The sequence below is a fragment of the Streptomyces incanus genome (assembly GCF_042656345.1).
GTDB classification, from domain to species: Bacteria; Actinomycetota; Actinomycetes; order Streptomycetales; family Streptomycetaceae; genus Streptomyces; species Streptomyces incanus.
In genome coordinates this window covers 48,384-67,621 of record NZ_JBHSPC010000032.1, presented here as the reverse complement: position 1 = coordinate 67,621, position 19,238 = coordinate 48,384, and the positions used below count along the sequence as shown (strand labels likewise).

Here is a 19,238-nt window from a genome sequence, read left to right as displayed (position 1 = left end):
GACCGACACCGCGTCGGTCTGTCGGGCGGTGAGGGGAGCCGACCCGGCACCACCCGATGACCGCTTCTCTCCCGGAAGGGATTGCTTTGAGATGACCTGCCAGGCCCGATACCTGCTCGCCGCTCTTGTCCTGGCGCTGCTCGCGGTGACCACCGCGTGCACGCCGGACTACCCGGCCGGACCGTCCGGCCGCGTCACCGACCGGGACCGCGCCTACTTCAAGTCGGGCGGCTGGCGCTACTGGCTGACCGTCGACGGTCGGAAGTTCCGCGTCACCCGCGCCGACTACCGGCACTGCGTCCGCGGCTCCAACTACCCCACCTGCACGACCCGCGGCTGACCGGCTGCCCGATCCGCCCGTCTCGCACGGGCGGTGAGGGGAGCCGGGACAGCCCCGGTCCATCACCCCGAGGAGAACCCCATGGCAGACCCGAAGCTCACCGCCGGCGAGATCGCCAAGCTCGCATGGCTCACGGCCCGGATGGCGAAGCGCGGCATCGCCGACGACAAGACCGTCGGCCACGTCTACCAGGGCGACCTGCAGCGGAAGTTCGACCGCGTCCTCGAGGGCGCCCGCAAGCGCGAAGAGAAGCAGAGCAAGCGCAAGTAACGCCCCGGGGCGGCCGTCAGCTGCCAGGCAAAACCGGCCGCCCCGGGCCTCCCAGCCACCCTCACGAGCAACCGGAGATCACATCATGACGGACACCATCCCGACGCCCGTAATCAACGGATACGCGAACCCGCAGGTGTCGCTGCTGAAGTTCGCGCCCGCACCCGAGGAAGGATGGGTGCCGGCGTCCACCCTCGACGATGACCAGCAGGTGCAGGGGGAGGCGGTCGACCGCGACGACAACCCGCTCGCCGACTGGCTGACCGTGCCGGACGTGCCGATCCTCCCGGCCTGGGCGCAGTCGGCAGCATCCTTGAAGGCGAACACGGCCGCGCTGGGCAGGCTGTGCCTGTGGCACTCCCGCTACCACCTGCTGCGCGTCCCCAAGTACGCGTTCCGCACGGCGTGGCTGGCCACGAAGGGCCTGTGGCGCGCCGTGCGCGGACTGTGGCCTTCCCTCACCGCCTCGGACCGCAGCGCCACCGTGAACGCCCTCCGCGCCCACGTGCGCGAGCACCCCGAGGACGTCGACATGGCCGTCAAGTACGCGCTGCTGCACCGGGAACGCACCCTCGCCCGCCGCTGGCGCTTCGGTGCCGCCGCAACCGCCGTCGCTGCCACGGCGGTCGGCTGGTGGCTGGCCCCGCTGCCCGTACAGGCCGGCATGGTCGCCGCCGTGGCGCTCCCGCTCGCCTACCTCGGGCGCGGCGACGACGTGCAGCTCCTCGACAACCCGACGCCGCCACTGCGGGTGGACATGTCCGCGCAGCAGCTCAACGACGCGTTGCGCGCCGCGGGCCTGCTCAAGGCAGGCAAGGGCGACGACGACGGCCCCCGGGTCACCTGCGTGATGGGGCCCGTGCGGGACGGGAACGGGTGGGCGGTCATCTTCGACCTGCCCAAGGGCGGCGGCAAAACGGCTGCCGACGTCCTCGCCAAGCGCACGGCGATCGCCGCCGAGCTCGGCGTCGACGAGATCCAGGTCATCGCCTCCCGCGTCCGCGCAGCAGCCGGCGGAAACGCCGGGCGGGTATCGCTCTGGGTCGCCGACGACGACCCCTACCTCGGTACGCCGAACCCGTCCCCGCTGGTCAAGGCGGAGACGTTCAGCGTGTGGGACCCGATCCCGTTCGGGCAGGACGCCCGCGGAACGCGCATCACCGTGCCGGTCATGTGGCAGTCGCTGTTCTTCGGCGGCCTGCCCCGACGGGGCAAAACCTTCACCCAGCGCCTGCTCACTGCGGCCGGCCTGCTCGACCCCTACGTGCGGCATTACGTCGCTGATGGGAAGGGTGGGGCGGACTGGATGCCGCTCAAGGCGGTCGCGCATCGGCTGGTCATGGGAGCCGAGGACGACGCCGTCGAGGCGCTCAAGGCGATGCTGAAGGAGCTGTTGGCGGAGATGGAGCGCCGGTTCGTGCTGCTGCGCGGCCTGCCCGTCTCCGTCTGCCCCGAGGGCAAGCTGACCCCGGGCATCGTCGAGCGGTACAACCTGCCGGTCATCTTCCTGACGATCGACGAACTTCAGGAGTACTTCACCGCGATGGAGAAGGACGACCGCGAGCAGGTCATCAACGACCTCTGCAGGCTCGCCCGCCGCGGCCCCGCCGCAGGGTTCATCTCCAACTACGCCAGCCAGCGCCCCGACGCCGACAGCGTGCCGACGAAGCTGCGGGAGATCATCACCCTGCGCTACTCGACGCAGGTCGTCGATCAGACCAGCTCTGACATGATTTTGGGTAAGGGGAAGGCCGCCCAGGGCGCCGACGCCTCCGTGCTCTCCGAGGAGCACAAGGGCACCGGCGTGCTGGTCACCGGCCCCGCGTCGTTCGTGACCGTGCGCGCCGACTTCCTCGACGGGCCCGCCTTCTCCGAACTGTGCCAGCGCGGCCGTGCCCTGCGCGTCAAGCACAACCAGCTCACCGGGGACGCGGTCGGAGACGTCACCGCCGCCGCCGACCAGGCCGGCTACAGCATCGCCCCTGTCCTGTCGGACTGCCTCGACGTCATGCGGCACACCGACCGGATGCACACCGTCGACCTGCTCGACCGGCTCGTGAACGTCGACGAGGACCGGTACGGCGACTGGGACCCCGAGCGCCTGGCCGCCGAACTCGAGGCCGCGGGCGTCGACCGGACGACGCGACAGGTGAAGGTGTCCGGCGTGAACCGGGCCGGCTACCGGCGGGCCGACCTCGAGGCCGCGGTGCCCGCCGAACTGCTGCTGTCCGCACGGCGGGTAGAGGGCTCCCCCGCTACCGGGCCCGCTACGAACACCCCTTCCGGCGACAGCCCCGAGAGCGCCTGATGTAGAGGGGGCCCGCTACCCCGGTAGTGACCTTGGTAGTGGGCCCCCACCTGCGAAGTAGTGCCCGTAGAGGGGTGCGGGGCAGGGCCCTCACCCCGCCTCGTACCCCGCCTTTTGAGAGGACCCCCTTGACCGCCATCTTCGACTCGCCGGCGGAGACGCTCGGCGAGCACATCGCCCGCCTGGCCGCCATCGAAGCCGACGCCGACAGTGTGCAGATCTGGCAGCCCATGGTGGTGCCCGGGCTGCTCCAGAGCTTCGCCTACGCCGCCGCGGCCATCCGCGCCGCCGCCCCGGCCCTGCCGCTCGAGGTCGTCGACGAACGCGCCGACGCCCGCCGCAAGCGCATCGACGAACTCGGACGGCCCGGCGCCCGCAGCATCAGCGTCGTCATCGACGAGTCCGCTCTGCACCGGCCCGTGGGCGGCCGTCAGGCGCTCGCCGACCAGTTGGAGCACCTGCTCACCCTCGAGGCCCTGCAGCCGTCCCTGACGGTGCGCGTGCTGCCGCAGGGCGGCGAGGAACACCCGGGCCTACTGGGCGCCTTCACCCTCTATCAGGCGGCGGGCCGGCGGGCGGTGTTCGTGGAGTCCCTGACGGACTCGACGATCAGCAGCCGCCCCGAGGACGTCGCCGCCTACGCTTCCGCTTGGGAGAGGCTGACCAGCCTGGCGCTTTCGCCGCAGGCTTCGGTGCAGCTCATCGACGGAGCATGGGGGGCGTTGTGCCGCAGAGGGAAGACGACCGGCTGATCTGGAAGACCTCGACCTACACCGACTCCGGGGCGTGCCTGGAGTGGTCGCGCCCCGCCTCGGGTGTCCTGGTGCGCGACACGAAGGCTCGAGGCCGCGCCACTGTCCCGATCGGGTCGCCGGCCTGGCAGGGCTTCATCGACTGGGTCCGCCAGCCGTAGCCCCGATAGCCCGCGCCTCTGGCCCCTGCACGGTCACCACGACCGGGCAGGGGCCTTTCGTCATGCCTGGGGCGCGTCGACGACGTAGCTGCCCTTGCCGCGCACGGTGACGACCAGGCCGCGCTCAACGAGCAGCTGCACGGCCGCCCGCGCGGTCGGCCGGGACACGTTGAACTCCTCGACGATCCCCGCCTCGGACGGCACGCGCCGGCGCGGCGGATAGGTGCCGTCGGCGATCCGGGCAGTGAGCACCGCGGCGATCTGCTCGTACAGCGGTTCGGGCCCGTCGAGATCCACGGTCATGTATCGACCGTAGGAGCGATACGACGATGCTTCCCGTCGGGTTACGTCACCTGACAACACCTGACAAGCAGGTCTACGCTGCGGGAACACGAGAAGCCCCCGCAGCCTGGCCGGGCTCGGGGGGTTGGCCGACTGGATGGAGTCGACATGGAGCACCGTACTGCCCCCTCGGTGATCGAGTCAGGGGCAGAGCATCACCCGGCGGACATCGTCACCATGCGCGCCAGTGCGCACCGGCTGCTCGCCCCGGACGCGAAGCCGATCGCCCCAGAGGAACTGCAGACCCTCACCCTCGCCCTGCGCGGGCACCTCGAGCTGCTGGTCGTCGACGTCGAGGTTGCGGCCCGTAGCCTGCCCGCGGACGGCGCGCCCAGGGCGTGCGTCATGGCCGCGGCCGGCGAAGCCCGCATGCGTCTGCGGCTGGGCGCCGGAGACAACCCCGCCGTGCGCATGTCCGTCGCGATGCGGCTGGCCCGCTCCGTCAACGCACTGTGCACCCACCTTGAGCGGCTGACCGTCCGCCAGCCCTAGCTCCCGGGGCCCGCCGGCGGACGCCCCGGGCCAGCCACCATGCCCCCGCTGCTGGCTCACCCCGACGCCAGTAGCGGGAAGGAGCGGCCGCCCTCGCCTCCCCCGTGGCGGGGCGGCCGCATCCAACAGATCTCCGTTCCGGCGGAGTGTCCGCAGTTGGTCACCACTGGGAGAACGCGCCAATATGGCGGATCTCCCACCAGAAGGGTCACACCGATGAAGCGTCTCATCGCTCGTGTCTGGCGCGCGATCCGCCCGATCCAATGGCGTGTGCTCTGGTTCGCCCATGCCAAATTCATGGTCGGCGTGACCGGCATCGTCCGCGACGATCAGGGCCGCGTGCTCCTCCTGCGTCACCGCATGTGGCCCGAAGGTCGCCAGTGGGGTCTGCCCACCGGCTACGCCCAGTCGGGCGAAGAGTTCGGCGCCACAGTCGTCCGCGAGGTCCGCGAAGAGACCGGCCTCGAGGTCAAGGCCGGCCGCCTGGTGCACCTGCAGTCGGGCTACCGGCTGCGCGTCGAAGTCGCCTACGAGGCACACCTCGTCGGCGGCGACATGAAGATCGATTCATTCGAAATCCTGGAGGGCAAATGGTTCTCCCCCAGCACGCTGCCGCACGGGATGCAGGACTCCCACCGGCAACTCATCACCGGCTCGACACCGGCCTGATCCGCCTCGCGCCGCACGAGACGCTCGTCGGAGACTGCGCCGCGGTCGCCGACGCTCTCGCCGCGTGGCGCACCGATCCGACGACGCTGGTCGCAGCACACCCCGCTCATGTGTTCCGGCCCCTGTCGGAGCGGCTCGACCGGTGGCGGGCGGCGGGCGTCGACGTGGCGCCGTTCCACGCTGGCCTGTACCTCGCCCGCAACCGCTACAACCAGCTCGGCCTGCGGCACATGCTGCCGCTGGACCGGGTCCTCGTCGGCGCCGAGTCCACCCACGGCGGCGCCTTCGGCGGATTCCATCACAGGGATCAGGGCTATCGGCACCTGCAGATGGCGGCCCTGATCACCATGTACGGGCCGATGCAGCAGGACACGCCCGCGGATCCCGGGCTGGCCATGATGGACGTGCTGCGCGCCTACGCCCATGACTGCCTGCACTATGGCTCTGCCCGCCGGTACGTCCTCGTGGACGGCCAACCGACGCGCACCCAGTACGGAGTCAACTGGCGGCGGCCCAACGGCCGGACGTACTCGGCCGCCGACCCGCAGGACGCTTCGCACACCCGCAACTTGGGTGTCGTCATGGAGGGCGCCTGCGACCGCGAGGCACGGCGGATCACCCGCCACATCGCGGCCCGCTACGGGATCACCGGCCCCAGCTCGCCGGCCGACCCCGGCTGGTGGGCGTACCGCGACGTCACCGGCCAGCTCAACGACGGCGAGCCGCCGGCGATCGATGGCGAGGCAGGCGCCTACGTGACGTCGATGGGCCGCTATGAGCGCGGCGTGAATCGCCGGTACGCCGCCTGGCTGACCGAGTTCGGCTCGGGCGAATCCGAGGACCTGCACGACCTGGTGCTCACTGCCACGGTCAACGGAGACAGCAGCAGCCTGTGCCACTGGCTGGACAGCAGGCACGGACCGGGAACGTTCAGCGGCGCCTTCCAGGCCGACGGCTACTTCGCCCTCGGCGCCTAAGCCGCGGCCCGACCCCGTGCCCCGTCGGGGGCGGGCCGCAGCCACGAGAGGCCCCCAGGCGCTCCTCTGGCGCCCGGGGGCCTCCCGCTTGCCCCGCTCTCACCTTCGGGGCGTAGGCGCGTCCAGGGCCGCCTCAAAGCCCCGGACTGCCCTGGTCTCAGACCACCACCGTTCGGTTCAGCATGTCGTCCATGGCCAGCGCGTCGAGGACGCTCTTACGGGAGGCGACCTCGGTGACCGCGGCGCGGTAGTGGAGGTGCCGGTCGCCGCCGTTCTTGATGGTCTGGCTGTTGCTGATGCGCGTGGCGGTGGCTGCCGCGGTGGCGCGAACAGCCCCGGCCATGCGGACGGCTGCAGCCCGAGCCTGCGGGACGGTGGCCTCCACGCCGCGGGAGAAGCCCAGTCCGGTGAAGCGGCCCAGGCCCTCGAGGACTCGGGACGGCGACTTGATCTTCAACTCGACCTTGATGGTCTTCTGGATCGCCTTGGCGATCTTCGCCATCTGTGCCTCGATGGCCTTCTGCGTGGAGGCGAGGCCGGTGAGGTAGCCCTTGCCGGAGTTGGCGCCCGCGTCGTACATGGCGTCGGCGGCGTCCTTGCCGAACGCCGTGGTGGCCTTGTCGATGGATGCCTGCACCGTGTTGATGCTCTTCAGCTCGGCCGGTGTCGCGTCGACGAGGGCCTGAGCGTAGGCGGCGCCCTGCTCCGGGCCTGCGCTGATGAGCTGCTGCAACAGGCTCTTGTTGAGGCCGCGCTTGTTGAGGAGCTGCAGGTTCTTCCCGAACGTCTTCAGCTGTCCGAGGCGTACCTTCAGCCCGCCCAGGATGCCGCTCGCGTCGAACGTGTTGCCCGCGTTGGGCAGGCCGGTCATCGACGTGAATCCGGTGGCCTGCTCCGTGGCACTCTTCGCGAGTTCCTTCGCCGCCGTGATCTTCGCGGCGATCGCATCCCTCTGCTTCGACAATGCCTGGAGCTGTGCGTTCGTCTTGCTGATCTGTGCGAGGAGCTTGTTGTCCAGGGTCGTCTTCACGCCCTTGAAAGCATTCTTCACCGCCGTCGCGACGCGGGTCATGGCCGTGTTGATGGACGCGGCCGTACCCGCCAGGGACTTGAGGAAGTCCCCGCCGACGCTCGCGGCGAGCGGTCCGGTGTCGATGCGCTTCCCGGCGACCTTGATGACCCCGCCCTTGGCGTAGCCACCCGAGCCGAGCCCGCGGTTGACGCGAACGATGCCGCCCATCGCATACCCGCCCGGCCGGTTGTACGCCCGGCCCAAGCTGCCATAGGTGCGCAGCGCGTACCGCATCGAGGCGTACACGTTCGCCAGCGGATCCGTGCTCACCCCGTACAGCTTCGGCCCGGTGCCCTTGTAGCGGCCGGCGAACGCCCGGAACGTCGGCTCGATCACCTGCATCAGGCCCACGGACGGAGTGCCCCGCTGCCAGTTACTGTCCGTCTTGTTGACCGCGCGCGGGTTGCCGCCGGACTCCTGGTTCATCCGCCGCAGCGTCGTGTTCACCAGGGACATGGACTGATTGAGCTGCCCCAGAGCGGTACGCACCGTGCCCGCCCACCGCTGCACACCCTTACCGCCGACGTCCCCGCCACCCGACAGGTAGCCCATCGGGTCGACGGTGCGCCCGTTCACCCTGGCTTCGAAGTGGAGGTGCGGGCCGGTCACGTTGCCCGTCGCACCAACCGCGCCGACCCTCGTGCCCTTCGTGATGCCGTCCCCTGCTTTGGCGACCATCGACGACATGTGCGCGTACAGGGACGCCAGCCCGCCGCCGTGGTTGATGGTGACGTGCTTGCCGTAAGGCCCGCCGTTTTGGGCCGTGGCGACGGTGCCGCTGTCGGCGGCCACCACCCGCGTGCCCGTCGCCGCCGGGAAGTCCAGACCCGTGTGCCGACCGCTGGACCACATCGACCCGCGCTTGCCGAACGGAGTGCCATACGGGGCCTTCACCGGCTTCATCCACTGCCCGGACGCCTCCGGGATGTCCTCGCCCCGGATCCACTCGATCGCCTCGTCGATCAGATGGATCGGGGCCTGGCCGATCATCCCGGGATACGTGTTCTTGTTGTCGCCCAGCGCCTTGAGGATGCCCTTCTTGACGGGCTTGAAAGCCGTCTCCGCCAGGTCCGCGAAGCCGCCGCGAACCGCGTCGGCGCCCGCAGAGAGCGCGTCCCCGACCTTGCCCGCGATGCCCGATCCGACGCTCCGGATGCCGGAGAAGATGCCGCCCTCTGCGAAGCCGCGGAACGGGGCCAGGGAGCGGCCGGCCATCGCCGCCTGGTTCACCGCGAACAGCCGCGCCCGCTCATACGGATCCCGCATCGCCTCGCTGACGTACACGCCCTCCCCGCGCCGCATGGGCACGAGCTGGTCGTCGCCCTGACGGAACGTCGAGTAGCCCGGCAGCACGCCACCGCGGGCGAAGCCCTTCGGCATCGGCATCTCGTCAAGGGAGCCGATGTTGGGCAGCTTGGCGGCCGTGGCGTTCCACACCGCAACGACGCCCTTGTTGTAAACCGTCTCAATCCAGAACTTAATGGGCGCCTTGACCAGGTCCTGAATGCCCTTCCACGCCTTACCGACGCCGTCTCGGATTTCGCGGAACATTTCCTTCAGTCGGTCGCCCCAAGAGGCGATCCCTTCCCGCACCAGCCGCCGCGCCTCGGAGGCAATCGACCGGACCCGGCCCCAGAAGTCTTCCCAGATCTTGACCGCGCCGTCCTTCAGGTCGCCGAAGAAGCCGACGACATCGTTCTTGATGTCGCGGGCGATGCTGGTCAGCCACTTCCACAGCTTCTTGAACCAGTTGAAGGTGCCGTTGACGATGTCGGGGATGATCGAGTGGCCGAGGAGGATGTCGAACAGCTTCTTGAACTGGTCGACGACCCACTTCACGGCGACTGTGCACGCGTCGACGAACTTCGTGAACCAGCCGATCACCGTGTTGACGATCGGAACGAGGAACTTGATCGCCCCGCCCAGCACCTTGGTGAGGAGCCCGGCGAGCATGACGATCAGCGGCATCAGTGGGGTGAGCACCTGCATGGCGAGCGTGATCAGCGACAAAGCCAGCTGCGTCAGCGGCGGGATCAGCGGCAGCAGGGCCGGATAGAACTGCGCGAACACGGGGGCGAGCTGGGCGAAGAGATCGCCGAACATCTGCACGGCGGGGATCAGCGCCATGATGACCGGAGCAAGGAACTCGACGACTGCGCCAAGGATCGTGATGAGGTTCTTGCCCATCAAGTCGATGACCGGTGCGACGGCTTCGAGGATCACCCCAACCAGGTCACCGAGCGGCTGCAGCAGCGGCAACAGCAACACCGCCACGTCGGCGAACACCCTCGCAATGTCGTCGAGGATCGGCATCAGCGTCTCGATGACGGGCAGCAGGGCCTTGCCCAGGGACTCAAGGACCGTGGCGAGGATCGGCCCCAGATCCTCCGCCAGCTTCTGCATGATGGGGGCGGACGCCGCGAGGATCGGCATCACAGCCTGGATCGCGGCCCCGAGCCCGCCCGCAACAAGCTTCGCGACCGCATTGAGCGCCTTGAAGATCGCCGTCAGCGCCGCCTGTACCTCGGGCATCTCGACGACGCGGCGGATCTCCTTGATGGCCGCCCCGATGACGCCGAAGAAATCGCCACCCGCGGCACCGGCCGCCTTGAAAATCCCGGCGAAGATTCCGCCCAGGTCGGCGAGGACTCCGCCGAACTGCACGGCCACATCCAGGGCGGTGGAGATCGCCTTCTCGAGGCGGCCGTCCTCGAAAGCCTTGCCCAGCTTCTTCATGGTCCGGTCCATGGCCTCGCCGATGCCACCGGTGATCCGGTTGAAGGCGGGCTGTGCGGCCACGGACAGCTGGGCGAAGCCGGTGACCATCTGGCCGGGGACGCGGGACAAGTTGCCGAGGTTCTGGCGCAGCCCGTCGAAGACCTTGCCGAGCGTCCCCGTCTTCTCCAGGTTGGACACCGCGCCGAGGGCGTTCTTGCCCATCAGGTTGAGCTGATCCGCGGCGCCCATGAGACCCGTGCGGACCGTGGGCAGGATCTGCGTACCCACCTGCTGAAGGCGGGCGCCGAGCCCGGAGAACAGGCTGTCCTGGACGTCGAGTTTCATGTCGCGCCAGGCGGGCGCCATCTCCCGCAGCGTGTTGACGAAGCCCCGCGCGTTCGGACTGAGCTTGTCCATCGCCTCGGAGAACTTCGTCGTCTGCGCGGCAGCATCCTCGTGCGCTTCGGCGATCTGCCGGACCGCGTCGGCGACGGCCCGCTGCGCGTCGGCGATCTGGCGCTGCCCGTCCACCTGCGCCTCAGTAACACCCCGCTGCGCTTCGACCAGGGCCCGCTGCCGGTCGGCGACCTGCTCGTCCGCGTTGGCGATCTGCCGCTTCGCGTCGGTGACCGTCTTCGAGCCCTCCACGCCGGCCTTGTTCGCGGCGGCCGTGTCCTTCTCCAGGCGGGTCATCGCGATGCGCTGGTCCTCGACGGACTGCAACGCCCGATCCCGGGCGAGTTCGGCCTGCTGGATCTGTAGCTGGGTGGCTTCCGGGTCGGAGCGGATCGCCTGCAGGTCAAGTTCGGCCTGCTGGACTGCGAGGGCGGCCTCTTCCTCGGACAGGCGGCCAGCCTTCAACTGCTGGTTCATGTCCTGGAGGTCGCGGATCGCCTGCTGGCGTGCGGCGGTCAGATCCTGCTGGGCGCGGCGGGCATCACGCTGGGCGCGGGACAGGTCGCGTTCGGAGTCGGTGACCTTCTGCTGTGCCTGCTCGATGCGCTGGGCGGCCTGCACCCGGGCGTCCTGAAGGGACCGCTGCGCGCGAGCCAGGGAGCGCTGCGCGGTCTCGACCTGCCGGGTCGCGGTCGCCGCTTGCTTGGCTTCACTCGCCACCGGATTGAACGCCGCCTTGATGGCGTCACCAACACCAGACGTACCGACCTTGATGGCGGCGAAGGAACCGATCAGCAGCCCGAGAGCCGGCGCAGCCGTGGCGGCGAGCGGACCCATCTGCGCGATGACGGAGCCGAGAGAAGCGATCGCAGGCAGCGCGGACAGGGCCGCCCCGGCGAGCATGGTGATCCGGCCGCCGAGCATGCCGATTCCGCCGGCGCCTCCCCCGCCGCTACTGCCGAGGCTGCCGAGCCCGGCCGTGAGTGCGCCGAGGCCGGTCGACCGGACCCGGATATTGGCGGTGCGGTCCCGGGCGGCATGGTTGAGGGCCGTGTTCGCGGCGGCCGTGTCCGCGCGGGCCTGCACGGTCATCTGCCTGCGCCGGGTCAGGTTGGCGAGGGAGTCCGCAGCGACGCGGGTGTCGACGTCGACACCGATACGGACCTGGCGGCGCTGGGTGAGGTTCTTGATCTCCTGCGCACCCACCCGCGTGTCGACGCTCGCCCGGATGTTGACGACGCGGTCGGCGCACAGCTTGTCGAGTTGCTTCTTCGCCCGGTCGTGCGCCGCCTGCTGAATCTTCGGCAGGACGTCGACAGTCCGCTGCCCGAGGAGAGCGTCGAGCTTCGTCTTCGCCGTCGCCTCGTCGACGTCCACCGACACCTTGACCTTGCGGTCCCGGGTGAGCCGGTCAAGGGCCGCCGTGGCGGCCTTGTCGTCGAGATCAGCAGTGACGGAGACGGTGCGGTCCGCGGTGAGCTTGTCCAGCTTCGCCTTCGCCGACCCGGTGTCGAGGCCGATGTCGAGCCTGATCGTGCGGGCGGCCGTCAGCTTGTCGAGGGCGGTCTTCGTCGCCGCCGTGTCGAGGTCCAGGCCCACCTTCACGACCGGCTTCATCTTCGCGACGGCGCCCCGCACCTTCGCGGTGATCGTGTCAGCGATGACGTCGCCGGCCTTGATGGCGCCCGGCCGGACCGCCTTCGGCAGCTCCTCGAGCAGGGCTGGCCCGACCTTGGACGTGTCCGGGGTGATCGATACCCGCGTCCGTCCGACGACGGTTGCCTCTGCCATGCCCGCACTCCTGCCATTCGAAGGCGGTGCCCGCGTCCCAGGACCGACCCAAAGGAGAACGCGGGCACCTAGCACACGAGTGTATGACCTAGGAGGTCATTTAGCCTAGGATTCAAAGTCTGGAAGGGCGGTACGCGATGGAATCGAAGGCGCTCATACGGGTTCGGCGCACACCTCCGCAGGGCCTCGGGCCGATGCTCCGGGCAGCACGGGAGCGGGCAGGGCTCGGCCAGCGAGAGGCGGCCCGCCGGACCGGCCTCACCCATGGCTACCTGTGGCTGCTCGAGAACGGGCAGCGCACGCCGTCCATGGCGGTCGCCGAACTCCTCGCCGACGCCCTGGCCCTGACGCTCGAGGAGTGCAAGCAGCTGTACGCCGCCGCGGTCGACGACGCCGGCCGCAGCCACCCAGCCCGCGCCAGCGCATGACCATCGCGCCATCGAACCGAGGAGAGCCGCCATGGCCCGAACGAACCTGCCCTACACCCAGCTCGCCCCGAACAGGCACAACGCCGACCCGGCCGGCACCACCATCGACGCCACCCTCGTCACCAACGGCGTCGTCATCAACGCCGCCGACTTCGAACGCACCCTCCTGCGCGTGAGGAACACCGCGGGCAGCAGCAAGACCGTCACCGTGCGAGCCGGTGACAGCAGCGCCGCATGGATGGCCGCGCAGGGCGACCTTGCCGCCCCCGTCGCCGCCGACAACGGCGAGACGTTCCTCGGCCCGTTCACCTCGGCCCGCTTCCAGCAGGCTGGCGGGAAGCTGCACGTCGACTTCCAGTCCGGCACCACCGGCACGATCACCGCACTGAAGCTGCCCCACCTCATGTGACCGCCGCATGGGGCAGCATGACGAAGGGGTACACGCCAGCGTGTACCCCTTCTGACTTACTTCCCTCGAGGAAGCCTGTTGCGGCTCACAGGCCCATGACGGGGTTGTCCTCCCACGGGTCGCCTTCGTCGAAGTAGCGGGCCAGGGAGGTCGAGTTGTCCGCCCATCCGCCCTGCCGTGCGATGCGGACCATCGGCGCCCCGCCGCGCTGGGCTGCCGTGGCGAACCCGCGGCGCAGCGAGTGGCCGCGCCACCGCCCCTCGAAGCCGGCCGCGGTCGCCAGGCGCTCGATGACGTCGGAGGCGGCATCCGCGGTGAGCCGGCCGGACGGGTCCCCGATCGGCTCACCGTGCCGCACCATCGGCGGAGCGATCCGGCCGTGCCGGTCGATGCGCACGAACAGCGGGCCCTCGGTACGGCCCGCCTCACGCATCGCGGCGATCAGGGACCGCAGCGCACGCACCGGACACGTCGCAGGGCTCTTGCCGTAGGGAACAGCCGACTCCGTGAACTTCCGCATCTTCACCCGGTAGATCGACAGCAGGTATCCCTCGTCGCATTCAACAGGTTCGCCGATGTCGATGCCGACCAGCTCCGAGGACCGGGTCGCCGCGGAGTACCCGAGCAGCAGCATGGCCGCGTCCCGCTTCCCGATGAGCGTGTCCCGGTCGATGGTGTCGAGCATCTTCCTCAGCGCGGGCGGCAGCGCGGCCTTCACCTGGCGCTGCTTTCCGCCGGGCTTCTTGTCGAGGGCAAGCTGGTGCTTGTACCCGGCGATGACCGTGCGGGCGCCCTTCGTCTCGGGCTTGGGCAGGTTCAGTTCGGCGTGCATCGTGCTGATCGCCGACAGCATCCGTTCCAGCGAGCTCGGCGCGGAGGGGCGGCCGGTGCGGGGCCGCGGGGTGAGCGTCAGGTGCGTGACGTACTCGACGAGGAGATCCTGTGTCGCGGGCAGCGGCTGTTCGCCCCGCTCCGCACACCACCTGATGAACGCCTCGCGGTCTTCGCGGTACGCCCTCCGGGTGGAGTCGGCGCGGCCGGCGGCGAGCGCGGCTTGCGCCTCGGGCGACAACTGCCTTCGTGCGGGCAGGCTCGCCGGTTCGCGGCGCTCGATCTCTGTCATGAACTCCCCCTCGAACGAAGCCCGTTCAGGCTCCAGAGAATAAAGATTATCAGGAGCCAGAGTGATTCCCTAGGAGGTCACCCCCCAAGACGCGAAAAGGGCCCGCCTGGTGGACAGGCGGGCCCTTTTCGTATCCCGTGGGGGCTAGGTGGTGGCGGCCGTCTCGAGGGCCTGGGCCTGCAGGAGCGTCAGCGTTGCCGCCCGCGGATCCGGCGAGCCCTCACCCTCCATCACCGCATCGAGAGCGCCCACCCAGCCGTGAGCCAGCCCGATCACGACCGAGCCGGCCGTCTCCGGGTCCACACCGGCCAGCACATCCGCCATCGCCTGCGAGTCGTCACGGGCCGCCGCCAGACCGAGCGCCAACACCAGGCGCTGAACCTCCCCGACGTCCGGGCCGCTCACAGCTCCGCCCCGCCCGCCGGCTGGCCGCTCGAGCCCTCGGGGTGCGCGGCGTCGTAGTCGACCAGCTTGCCCTCCGCCCGGAACTGCGCCAGATCCTCCGAGGACATCAGGGCGACGTGCTCGTCGCCGAACTGGAAGTTCGCCCGCGCCGGCGCCTCCGGCTCCGGCTTCACCGGATCGTCGTCGCCCGCCAGGTGCGCCACCAGCTGGCCCGCGTTGAGCGCCGCCACCTTGCCCTCAGCCGGCAGGGCCGCAACCTCGGCCGCGGACAGCTGCACGACCGGCCTGCCGGTCGCCGGATCCGTCGGCACCGTGTACGGCCGTGCGTGCGACGTCGGCGCGTTCATGTAGTCGCTCAACTGCCCGGCGCGCTGCGCCCTGTCGATCTCCGACGGCGACATGCCGGCCAACTGCTGCGCGTTGATCTGCTCCGGCATCAGGCCGCCTCCCCGCTCTCCACCGCGGCGCGCGCCGCCACCACCAGGGGCTGTGCCAACCCCGTCGTCTCCTCCACACTCCGGGCCTCCGCCCGCGGCAGCCCAGTCAGGACCAACTCGACCTCGTGATAGCCCATGAAGTTGCTGGACAGCCTGGACAACTGACGGAAGGCACGCACCCGCGAGAGCCGACCCACCACCCGGGTCACCATCGACTCGGCCTGACAGTCGCCCGCCACGAACCGCTCACCGTCCACCTGAACAACCACCTGCGGCGGCCCAGCCAGGACGTTGCCCTTCATGCCGAGCCGCTCGAACACCTCCCGATGCCGCACGATGGCGGCCTCACGGGCGTCACACACCGCGGCAAGGTCATCGAGCGCGACCAGAGCCGCCCCGTACTTCTGCGCGATCACCGCCACCGAGCCGGCCGCCAGGTCGGCGCGCGCCGCGTCGAGGGCACGGCGGCGCTCGTCCTCGAGGGCCTGCGCCTCCGCGGCCCTCAGCTGCTTCTCCGCGCGCTCCTGCTGGAGCGAGGCGAGGCGGAGCAGGCCGTGCTGCTGCCCCAGCTCCAACGCCGCGACTTCCTCATTGCCCTCACGCACACGCTCTTCGAGCGCCTCGACCAACGACACGGCCTCCCGTCGCTGCCGCTTCGCATCGTCCAGCCCGGCCTGCGCCTCGATCAGTCCCTCACTCATGCCGCCGCCTCCGCCTCAGTGATCAGCCATTCACGGCCGACCCGGCGGGCCGGCACCCGGCCCGCCTTCGCAAGCCGACGCGCGTACTGGACGGAACAGCCGTGCCGCTCAGCCCAATCACCTGCGCTGACCTCCACACTGGCCGATCCCGCAACACCGGTTTCGCCGGGGAAACCGCCAGGGGTGCGGACTAGCTCGCACCCTTTCTCGTCGTCGGCGCGGGCCGCCCCGTACAGCGCCCAGAACGTGGCGTAGACAGCAGGGGAAGGCGTGCCACCGTTCGCCTGGATTTCCGCCGTCAAGTCCCGCGCCAGACGCCTGAGTACATCGCCCGCAACCGACGCCGGTATGACGACCGAGCCGTCCGCCCGCAGCAGCCGAGCCGCACCCGGGGGCAGATCACGCCGCACCATCAGAACCCCCTCCGTCCAGCTGCCGCAGCATGCGTGCCGCAGCCGGCGAACCCTGCCGAACCAGCTTCCGCAACGGCCGCCGCAACGCCGCCTCCTGCCTGGCCCGCGCCTTACGGTTCCGCTCCGACCCGGCCGCCGCTGCATTCGCATCCGACGCCAACCGAAGCAGAACCTCCGTCGCTTCCGCCGCGATCACCGGCACCCGGGCCAGCGTCTCCGCATCACTGCGGTGGCCCTCCCGCAGCAGACCGCGCAGCGCCTTCCGGTACTGCGCCCATGCCCGGTCGAGTTCGTCCCTGCCCTCGAAGGGCGCCGGCCGCCGGCCCGGCTGCTGCGCGTTGTCCTGGGTTTCAGACATCAGAATCTCCTCGTGCATGCGCAGGCGCCTGCGCGCGTGTTGGGCCGGTACCGGTCCCCCGGCCTGCACCCTTCACGGGCCAGCCGGGTGTCGGGGTGTCGTTCGTGAGGTCCCTCGAGGGCCTGGCAACCGTGGGCGTATCCCCACAGTTGGGTTGAGACGTTGCCGTCTGGGCAACAACTGGGCCGTCAGCCGTGGGCGTATCCCCACGGCTGGCCTGGTGCCGGAGCCGTGCGGCGTGCCGTCGTGCGAGGCCGCGCTGCCTGGCTGCGGCGAGTTCTTGACGCTGCCGCTGTTCGCGGTCGCGGCGGGCTCGGGCGGCTTCTATCTGGGCTTGTACGCGGTCCTCGACGGACGCGAGGGCCGCGGCGATGAGCTCGGCGCTGCTTGCGCTGCTCATGGTCTCTCCACGTTCCGGGCGGGGGCTGAGGGAGACTGGGGATGTAGGCCGGGCCCGAGTCCCGCGGGCCCGGCCGGTGTCGTGCGGGTCAGATCAGTTGGGGCTTGTGGATGATGCGGACCGAGCTACCGCCGGCCGCAGGTGCCTGCATCAGGGAGGTGACGGCCCTGAGCTCCCGACGTCGCTGCTCGAGCAGGGCGTCACTGTGGCGGATGTCGGACTTGATGGCGGTCAGGGCGCCCTGCAGGTCGAGCAGTTCGCGCGGCGCGGCCGGCTGGTCGCGGAGGGCGTGCTTCAGCAGGGCCGGCCGGTCGCGCACGAGGACGAGTTCGGGTGTGCGTTCCACCCAGCCCAGGCGCTCGAAGTCCTGCAGGGTCTGACCGAACGCCTTGGACGTCTTGTTCTTCCTGGTGCTGATCTGCTCCCCGCGGGTCCGGCGCTGGCAGGCCACGGGGCCGCGCTGCTTCGTCTCACCCGCGGGCAAGAGTGCTCGGAGGGTGCTGCGCTGGACGGCGTCCATGCCGAGGGCGGCCAGGGCGAAGGCGAGTGTCCGTCGGACACCGGGCGTCTGGTGCTGGTCGATCTGCGAACCGGCGTGGTTGGTCACTGCTGCTCCTACAGGTCCTTGTCGTAGACGGACTCGTCGGTGGGGTCGCGGTACGGCTGGTAGCCGCCGCCAAAGCCGTTCTGGTAGACGCTCCGGTCTTGGGGGAGCTCGTAGTTGCGGTGGCCGTTGCGGGCCACCATCGGCGGGGATGCGGTGGTGACCGCTTCCTCGGCTGCCAGTTGTCGGGCGAGGTCCATCCAGCCCTTGACGCGTCGGTCGCCGGGCAGGACGTCCTCGCCGACCTTGTCGGGGTGGCAGCGGGGGCAGGGCTCTTTGGTGAAGCTCATGGGGTCGGTGCGGAACCGCACGTTGTACTGGGCGGCAGGGTTGGCCCTGACGCAGGTGTCGCACACGGGCGGCAAGCCGGGCTTGCCGCTCTGCTGCACGGCGTCGGGGTGGCAGTCGGGGCACGGCCCGCCGAGCGGTGCGGTGCGCAGGCTGACGTCTGCGACCGCCCGGGGGTCGTGGAAGCAGTCGGGGCCGATCGGCGGCAGTCCCGCGGCGACCGCCTCGGCCTGGCCGGAGTCGGGCAGCCGGTCGGGGTTGAGCCGGTGCAGGTACAGAGCAGCAGCAGAGCGGACGTTGGGGTCGTCGGAGATGTCGAGATACCGGCGGAGCCCGCGCTCCGACCAGCCGGCGGTGAAGGCGGCAGCAACGAGCGCGCACAGCTGCTGCTGCTGCCGCTTGTCGAGCACCTTGCCCCGAGAGTCGAGTCGGCTGACGAACGCCTCGGCCCGGGTGCGGTTCTGGTCTTTGTCTTCTGAAGAAGAATCCCCGCCGCCGCCTCCTCCCTCCTCGGTCGTGTCGATGTCGGCTCGGCTCGAGGAGTCCTCAGCCACGGGGGTGGTGGAGGAGGTGCTTGATGAATTACTACGTGATGGAACTACGTGATGGGGGAGCGCCTGGGCGCTCCCTTCAAAACCGGAAACGCTCCCTTCAAAACTCGGATCGCTCCCTTCAAAAACTCCGGACGCTCCCTTCAAAGGATCGGGAAGGGAGCCGTCAGGCGCTCCCTTCAAGGAAGGGTCCGGAGCGTTGAAGGGAGTCTCAGGCGCTCCCTTCAAAGAGTCGGGGTCGACCGGGGAGCCGTCAGGCGCTCCCTTCAAGTCCTCTGGGGAGTCTCCAGGCGCTCCCTTCAAAGGATCCGAGGCGCTCCCTTCAACCCCGGCAGCCCGGAACGGAGGCGCTCCGAGGATCTCCATGCGGCGCTCCCAGACCGGCTGAGGCACCGAAGCGGCGTACACGGACGCGCGCACGATGGTGGTCCCGTTGGGGCCCCGGCGGGCCCCGCCGCGGGCCACCTGGATCAGCCAGCCTTCGGCGACGGCCCAGCGCAGCAGCTTCGCCCACGTCTTCTCGTGCGGACCGAACATGGCCAGGCCGGCGTTCCCGGGCCGGACCCTGCCGCCGTCGGCGCTCATGAACACGCCGATCGGCAGCAGCTTGAAGTTCGTCGGGGGCGGGACGCTCATCAGCATCAGCCGCTCCCACTCGAACCGACCCACGCGAACGGGGTCCTTCTCGTCGCTCACTGGCCACCCCCGGCCTGCGGGTTGCGGCTGGGCAGGTCAACCTGCCGGCCGTTGATGTAGTGGCGCCACCAGCCGGGCCGTCCGGGTATGGCGACGGGCGGCCAGCCAGGGGCGGCTTGTACAGGACGTGTGGTCAC

General features: G+C 70.1%; 21 protein-coding genes. 10 read left to right on the top strand and 11 right to left on the bottom strand.

Annotated elements, in window-relative coordinates; translation table 11 throughout:
* The first annotated feature begins 91 nt into the window (after positions 1-91).
* The 5 genes from ACFP2V_RS12165 to ACFP2V_RS12145 all read left to right on the top strand — a co-directional run bounded on the left by ACFP2V_RS12165 (position 92) and on the right by ACFP2V_RS12145 (position 3,831).
* Complete coding sequence (locus tag ACFP2V_RS12165) at positions 92-340, top strand: hypothetical protein (protein WP_381209831.1); 249 nt, start codon at positions 92-94, stop codon at positions 338-340.
* Positions 341-421: 81 nt separating this feature from the next.
* Positions 422-610: a DUF6257 family protein gene (locus ACFP2V_RS12160; protein WP_381209828.1), complete on the top strand. Its 189-nt coding sequence runs from the start codon at positions 422-424 to the stop codon at positions 608-610.
* 85 nt (positions 611-695) lie between these two features.
* On the top strand, positions 696-2,918 hold the full coding sequence (locus tag ACFP2V_RS12155; protein ID WP_381209826.1) for a cell division protein FtsK: 2,223 nt from the start codon (positions 696-698) through the stop codon (positions 2,916-2,918).
* 128 nt (positions 2,919-3,046) lie between these two features.
* Positions 3,047-3,670 carry a DUF5753 domain-containing protein gene (locus tag ACFP2V_RS12150; RefSeq protein WP_381209823.1) on the top strand — a complete coding sequence of 208 codons (624 nt, stop codon included), beginning with the start codon at positions 3,047-3,049 and terminating at the stop codon, positions 3,668-3,670.
* On the top strand, positions 3,643-3,831 hold the full coding sequence (locus ACFP2V_RS12145) for a DUF397 domain-containing protein (protein ID WP_381209820.1): 189 nt from the start codon (positions 3,643-3,645) through the stop codon (positions 3,829-3,831). The genes ACFP2V_RS12150 and ACFP2V_RS12145 overlap by 28 nt, the downstream gene beginning before the upstream one ends.
* A gap of 60 nt (positions 3,832-3,891) precedes the next feature.
* On the opposite strand, the gene ACFP2V_RS12140 is transcribed toward ACFP2V_RS12145, so the two are convergent.
* The gene (locus ACFP2V_RS12140; RefSeq protein WP_381209817.1) at positions 3,892-4,134 is read right to left on the bottom strand and encodes a GntR family transcriptional regulator; all 243 of its coding nucleotides are present in this window, start codon (positions 4,132-4,134) and stop codon (positions 3,892-3,894) included.
* A gap of 147 nt (positions 4,135-4,281) precedes the next feature.
* Here ACFP2V_RS12140 and ACFP2V_RS12135 point away from each other — a divergent pair, with 147 nt between their 5' ends.
* The 3 genes from ACFP2V_RS12135 to ACFP2V_RS12125 all read left to right on the top strand — a co-directional run bounded on the left by ACFP2V_RS12135 (position 4,282) and on the right by ACFP2V_RS12125 (position 6,311).
* The gene (locus tag ACFP2V_RS12135) at positions 4,282-4,665 is read left to right on the top strand and encodes a DUF6415 family natural product biosynthesis protein (RefSeq protein ID WP_381209814.1); all 384 of its coding nucleotides are present in this window, start codon (positions 4,282-4,284) and stop codon (positions 4,663-4,665) included.
* Positions 4,666-4,881: 216 nt separating this feature from the next.
* Positions 4,882-5,334 (top strand): NUDIX domain-containing protein, encoded by a 453-nt coding sequence (locus tag ACFP2V_RS12130; RefSeq protein ID WP_381209812.1) that lies wholly within the window; start codon positions 4,882-4,884, stop codon positions 5,332-5,334.
* The gene (locus tag ACFP2V_RS12125; RefSeq protein WP_381209809.1) at positions 5,256-6,311 is read left to right on the top strand and encodes a hypothetical protein; all 1,056 of its coding nucleotides are present in this window, start codon (positions 5,256-5,258) and stop codon (positions 6,309-6,311) included. Before ACFP2V_RS12130 ends, ACFP2V_RS12125 begins: the two co-directional genes overlap by 79 nt.
* 157 nt (positions 6,312-6,468) lie before the next feature.
* On the opposite strand, the gene ACFP2V_RS12120 is transcribed toward ACFP2V_RS12125, so the two are convergent.
* Entirely contained in the window at positions 6,469-12,288 is a 5,820-nt protein-coding gene (locus ACFP2V_RS12120) for a peptidoglycan DD-metalloendopeptidase family protein (RefSeq protein WP_381209806.1), read from the bottom strand.
* A gap of 194 nt (positions 12,289-12,482) precedes the next feature.
* Between ACFP2V_RS12120 and ACFP2V_RS12115 the strand changes: the two genes are divergently transcribed.
* Both ACFP2V_RS12115 and ACFP2V_RS12110 read left to right on the top strand, forming a co-directional pair.
* Complete coding sequence (locus ACFP2V_RS12115; protein WP_381209803.1) at positions 12,483-12,716, top strand: helix-turn-helix domain-containing protein; 234 nt, start codon at positions 12,483-12,485, stop codon at positions 12,714-12,716.
* Between the two features lie 31 nt (positions 12,717-12,747).
* A complete protein-coding gene (locus tag ACFP2V_RS12110) occupies positions 12,748-13,125 on the top strand; it encodes a hypothetical protein (RefSeq protein ID WP_381209801.1) in 378 nt (125 codons plus the stop codon).
* Between the two features lie 85 nt (positions 13,126-13,210).
* Here the strand turns inward: ACFP2V_RS12110 and ACFP2V_RS12105 are convergent, their stop codons facing one another.
* The 9 genes from ACFP2V_RS12105 to ACFP2V_RS12065 form a co-directional block, all read right to left on the bottom strand.
* Positions 13,211-14,248, bottom strand: a complete 1,038-nt coding sequence (locus ACFP2V_RS12105) for a tyrosine-type recombinase/integrase (protein WP_381209798.1) — start codon at positions 14,246-14,248, stop codon at positions 13,211-13,213.
* A 144-nt stretch (positions 14,249-14,392) separates the two neighbouring features.
* On the bottom strand, positions 14,393-14,653 hold the full coding sequence (locus ACFP2V_RS12100) for a hypothetical protein (RefSeq protein WP_381209795.1): 261 nt from the start codon (positions 14,651-14,653) through the stop codon (positions 14,393-14,395).
* Positions 14,650-15,090 carry a hypothetical protein gene (locus ACFP2V_RS12095; protein WP_381209792.1) on the bottom strand — a complete coding sequence of 147 codons (441 nt, stop codon included), beginning with the start codon at positions 15,088-15,090 and terminating at the stop codon, positions 14,650-14,652. Before ACFP2V_RS12095 ends, ACFP2V_RS12100 begins: the two co-directional genes overlap by 4 nt.
* Positions 15,090-15,791 carry a hypothetical protein gene (locus ACFP2V_RS12090; protein ID WP_381209789.1) on the bottom strand — a complete coding sequence of 234 codons (702 nt, stop codon included), beginning with the start codon at positions 15,789-15,791 and terminating at the stop codon, positions 15,090-15,092. Before ACFP2V_RS12090 ends, ACFP2V_RS12095 begins: the two co-directional genes overlap by 1 nt.
* Entirely contained in the window at positions 15,788-16,204 is a 417-nt protein-coding gene (locus tag ACFP2V_RS12085; RefSeq protein WP_381209786.1) for a helix-turn-helix domain-containing protein, read from the bottom strand. The genes ACFP2V_RS12090 and ACFP2V_RS12085 overlap by 4 nt, the downstream gene beginning before the upstream one ends.
* Entirely contained in the window at positions 16,191-16,562 is a 372-nt protein-coding gene (locus tag ACFP2V_RS12080; RefSeq protein ID WP_381209784.1) for a hypothetical protein, read from the bottom strand. The genes ACFP2V_RS12085 and ACFP2V_RS12080 overlap by 14 nt, the downstream gene beginning before the upstream one ends.
* A 488-nt stretch (positions 16,563-17,050) precedes the next feature.
* Positions 17,051-17,569, bottom strand: coding sequence for a hypothetical protein (locus ACFP2V_RS12075; RefSeq protein ID WP_381209781.1), 519 nt, complete (start codon positions 17,567-17,569; stop codon positions 17,051-17,053).
* A gap of 8 nt (positions 17,570-17,577) precedes the next feature.
* Positions 17,578-18,408 carry a hypothetical protein gene (locus ACFP2V_RS12070; protein WP_381209778.1) on the bottom strand — a complete coding sequence of 277 codons (831 nt, stop codon included), beginning with the start codon at positions 18,406-18,408 and terminating at the stop codon, positions 17,578-17,580.
* A gap of 689 nt (positions 18,409-19,097) precedes the next feature.
* Positions 19,098-19,238, bottom strand: a complete 141-nt coding sequence (locus tag ACFP2V_RS12065; RefSeq protein WP_381209775.1) for a hypothetical protein — start codon at positions 19,236-19,238, stop codon at positions 19,098-19,100.